The 4256-nt window shown below is 71.5% G+C and carries 1 protein-coding gene; it reads right to left on the bottom strand.

Features of this window, described 5'->3' with window-relative positions:
• Window positions 1-4196, bottom strand: a 4196-nt coding sequence (locus CCN51_RS35405; RefSeq protein ID WP_143675986.1) for a lonely Cys domain-containing protein, incomplete at its 3' end; no start/stop codon positions are given.
• Between the last annotated feature and the right edge of the window lie 60 nt (window positions 4197-4256).

Here is a 4256-nt window from a genome sequence, read left to right as displayed (position 1 = left end):
TCGTCCGTGCCGGACAGGTCCGTCCGGTCGTTGGTCCACAGCACAGGACGGCCAAGCCCCTGCGCCAGCAACCACGCCACGACGTAGATGCGGGGAGCGGTCCTGGCGTGCGACAGGACGACCTTGGTGCCCTTTCCCTTGGCTGTCAGGATGGGGTCGTTCGCCATCAGCTGCAGGAACTCAATGACCGATATCCGGAACACACGGCCGTCGATGTCCAGCTCGATGATGTACGGGTCCTGCGGGTCCTGTTCGATCCGCAGCAGGAAGGGGACCGGCTCGGTCGCCTGCCGCTTCCGGTTCCGGTTCCGCCACGGCGCGTCCACCAGCCCGCCGGACGTACGGATCTGCGCGAGGTTCACCCGCGGCCACGACTCCCCCGTGAAGTCACGGCTTTTCCCCTCGGCCCCGTCCAGGACCGTGTCCCTGTCGGTGGCGATGAACGCCAACTTCACCTCTAGGTGGTACGCGGCCGCCGCGTCCGTGTCGGACGCGTCCTGCCCCACGGCGAACGCCCGGGTGAGCAAGGTCCGCAGGTCCTCACGCTCCGACTCCCCGACGCCGACGCCCGGGGCCAGGTGGAGCATCCGTATGGCGAGATCGTCCACGTCCACACCAGGCTTGCTCAGCAGGTCCATGGTTTTCGCCCACGCCCACAGCATCCGCAGCCGCTGCGCCTCACCCAACGGGCGGGGTTCGGGCAGATTCAGGACGGTGGCAGCCTCGGACCTCGCCTCATCCCCCCGCACCCACTGCGCGCCCAGCCGCACCACCGGCAGCTCCACGAAGTCCCACGGCATATCCACACGCTCGCCCCGCGGGCCACGGGGCCGTGCCTCCCACGCCGTCGCCGCCGCGACCAACGCCCGGCGGGCGACCTCCTGATCCACCTCGACCCCGGCCCCCGCATGCGCCGCGATCACCCGCGACAACAGATCCAGCGTCAGCGGGCCCACCTGCCGGAACTCCGGGTCGGCCAGCCACATCTCGTCCACCGCCGCCACACCCCGCAGCAGCTCCCCGAAACCGGCACCGTCCTCCACATACACCCCGAACATCAACTTCAGCGCCCGCACCGCAATCAGCGTCCGCTCCCGCACCTCCGCCGACACCGCACCAGGCCCCGAGTGCAGCCTGGCCACCACCGCAAGCCGGTCCAGCTCCGCACCCTCCGGATCCGGCCGCGGCAGCTCCCAATCCCGGGCCCGCCCCTGGGGATCGGTGAACAGGGTCCGCACGTACTTGCCGTTCCTCTGCAGCTTCATCTCCGACTGCGGGCCGTAGGAGACACGCGCCCAGCGCCGCGCCTTGTTCACGATGCGCTGTCCCGGAGACAGCTCCCGCAGCGGATCGGCCACGAACACTTCGCGGTAGAAGAGGGATCCCACGTCGGGATCCGGCCTGCCGCTGTCCTTGGGGGAGGCGAGGCAGCAGCAGGCGAGGTCGATCCAGCGGTCCTTGGGCAGCCCGGACACCAGCCACGCCACCCACGCCGCTGCCTCGTCCTTGTCGAGGGTGCGGTAGTACACGCGGTCCCCGCTCCGCACCGCCACGGCCATGTAGCCCGGGATGCCATGCGCGCTGATGCGGAGCGCGTCGGCCTCGGGGAACGGACTGCCCTCGGGAGCCGGACGCGGCAACTCCTGCTCCGGTGAAACGGTCTCCGAGGCGAAGCGGAAGTCGACGTACGTCGTCATCCGGTCGCTGTGGCGTTCGTTCGCCTCGAATGTCTCCGCGTACTCGGTGGGGCGAAACGAGGAGTGGCCCATCTGCTCGCCGATCGCCTCGCTGACCATCGGCCACATCACCACGTTGCGGTACCAGTCGGGCAGGCCGGCATGGAGAACCGGCCCCTGGCCGGGCCGGAGCGGGAACCAGGCACCCTTGGGAACCCCGGGCCGCCCGACGACCGTGTCGATACGGCCCTTCCCGCCGGCCAACGGACTGACCTTCACCTCACCGCTGTGCGGCCACACCACCAGACCCGTACGATCCGCCAGCTCCTGCAACAACGGCCCATACCGGCCCAGGAACGGAACAGCCACCACGATCGGGGTGCCCGGCGGCAGCTTCTCCCGCGCCACATCCGCCGCCACCAGCTCCACGAACTCCTCGACATCCACCTCCAGCGTCGAACGGTCCGGCAGCCGCACCACCACCTTGCCGTCCTTGCTGCCGTCGCCCCCGACGACATACGGCCGCGTCCCCTTCGGCCACGGCGTCACCCGCCCAGGACCACCGCCAGGAGCCGGGGAGCCGCCCACCCGCGAAACCAGGACCTCGCTCAAGTCCGTGTCCAGATCCAGGGCGTCCGACTCCAGCCAGTTCAGACCCGGAATCCGGTGTTCCCCCTGCGTGAAGTGACCGCTCCGGGCCGACCCGGCCGCCCCCAGCCTCTCCAGATGGAACGCCCCCAGCGCCGCCAGACTCCCCGCACGACCATCCGCCTCCGCATCCCGCACCAGCCCGAACAACTCCGCACGCACCACCTGATCCACCGACGCGTCCTTCGGCAGACGCAGCACATGACGAGCCACCACATCCACGTCGAACGGGCTGCTCCGGAACCGCAGGTCCCGCCCGTGCAGAGCCTCCAACAACCGCTCTGCCGCCGCCTCGTCCGGGGCGGGTGGCTCGGCCGTCTCCGGGGCGGGTGACGCGGGCGCCGGCGGGGCGACCGGCGCGGCCAGCACTCGGTCGGCGGAGTTGGTGGCCTCCCCGGTGAGTGGCCGGGCGGCGGGGAGCTGTGCGACCCCCCTGACAGCCCCGTCGAGGGGCTCGGACTGCCGCGGGGAGGCCGGGGCCGGGAGGGCTGGTGTGGGCGGTGCCTCCGTCAGCGGGATACGGACCGCTGTAGCACCGGTTTCCCGCTCGTCGGGCACCAGCAGCAGACCCGAGGAATCCGCGGACAGCGTGTACGGCACCGTCGGGAAAGCCTCCAGCACCTCGGCCGCGTTGGCCGCACGCCCGATCCACCCGCTGTCCCCGTACAGCAGCGCGCCACTGGGCTCATGCAGGAAATCGGCACCGAACCGCCGCCAGCCCTCCGGCTCCAGCACCCGCCCCGCACCATCGGGACCATCAGGACCGCCGGGAAGCCGGACCCGGCCAGCGTCACTGACCTCGTAACTCAACGGCTCCGAACGGGAATCCACCCGACGCTCGAAACCAAACCACTCCTCCCGGCCCTTCCCCCTGCCCGCGGATACCCCAGCGGACACCCCGGCAGACGTCTCGGCGGCAGGCACCTCCGCCAGCGCGGCAGATCGCGGCCCCGCCACCGTCACCACACGCCCGATCGGCCACCCCGCCGCCAGCGGATCCACACCCGCATCCGGCGAACCGCCCCGCAAGCCCCCCGAACGCGAACCCAGCCGCAGCACATCCGACCACCGCGGAAGGCCACGGCGCCCGGGGCCTCCCGGCCCACCGGCGGTACCCGCCCGGCCCGCCACCGAGGACTCCGGAGCCTCCTCCCACGCCCGCCGGGGTTCATACCGCGGCGTCAGATCGAAGCGGTGCAGCTCCAGCTCCGTCCCGGCCTTGTTCGCGGCCTCCTCCAGGAGCACCGGCAGCGCCCGCTCCAGCGGCGGGGCCTGCTCCCCGAGGGAGGCGAAGTGCTCGTCGGTCAGGGCCCGCAGACGGCGCCAGGTCAGCGGGGAAGCGTCACGCCGACGCGCCCGCCGCCACTCATCCAGCGCGCGGAAACCACGCAGCACAGCGTCAAACGCCGCCTTGTCGTCCTCCAGCAGCGGCCCGTACACCAGCCGGACCGCCCGCCACCACCGCAGCACATCCCCAGCCCGCCGCCGATCACCCGCCACCCGCTCAGCCCACACCGCCAACTGCACCGACGACGGCTCCCGAGGGAACCCCACCAGCCAGTCGCCCTCCGCCAACTGAAGCCGCACCACCGGCTCCTGCCGGGTCACACCGTCCTCGCCCACCACCTCCTCGACACCCGAGGCGAACCCGAACTCCAGACCCAGGGCGGAGGCCCACAGCCACCCGTCGAAACCGGTGCCGCTGGCCAGCTCCTGACCGGCCACCGGCCACTCCAGCGGATCACGGCCACGCGCATGCGGACCCGCCACATCCGCACCCGCCACCAGCACATCCGTATCCCACGATCGCTCGGTCAGCTCCGGTGCACGCGCGAAGAGATAATCGATCACCCCCTTGTAGCTGAACGCCACACCCGAAACACCCGAACCGTCCTCGGACCGCACCGGCAACCACGCCGCGGTCCCGTCCCC

It is taken from the genome of Streptomyces milbemycinicus, assembly GCF_002154605.1.
Classification (GTDB): Bacteria; Actinomycetota; Actinomycetes; order Streptomycetales; family Streptomycetaceae; genus Streptomyces; species Streptomyces milbemycinicus.
The sequence above is the reverse complement of the archived record's forward strand: the minus strand, read 5'-3'. Positions and strand labels throughout refer to the sequence as shown.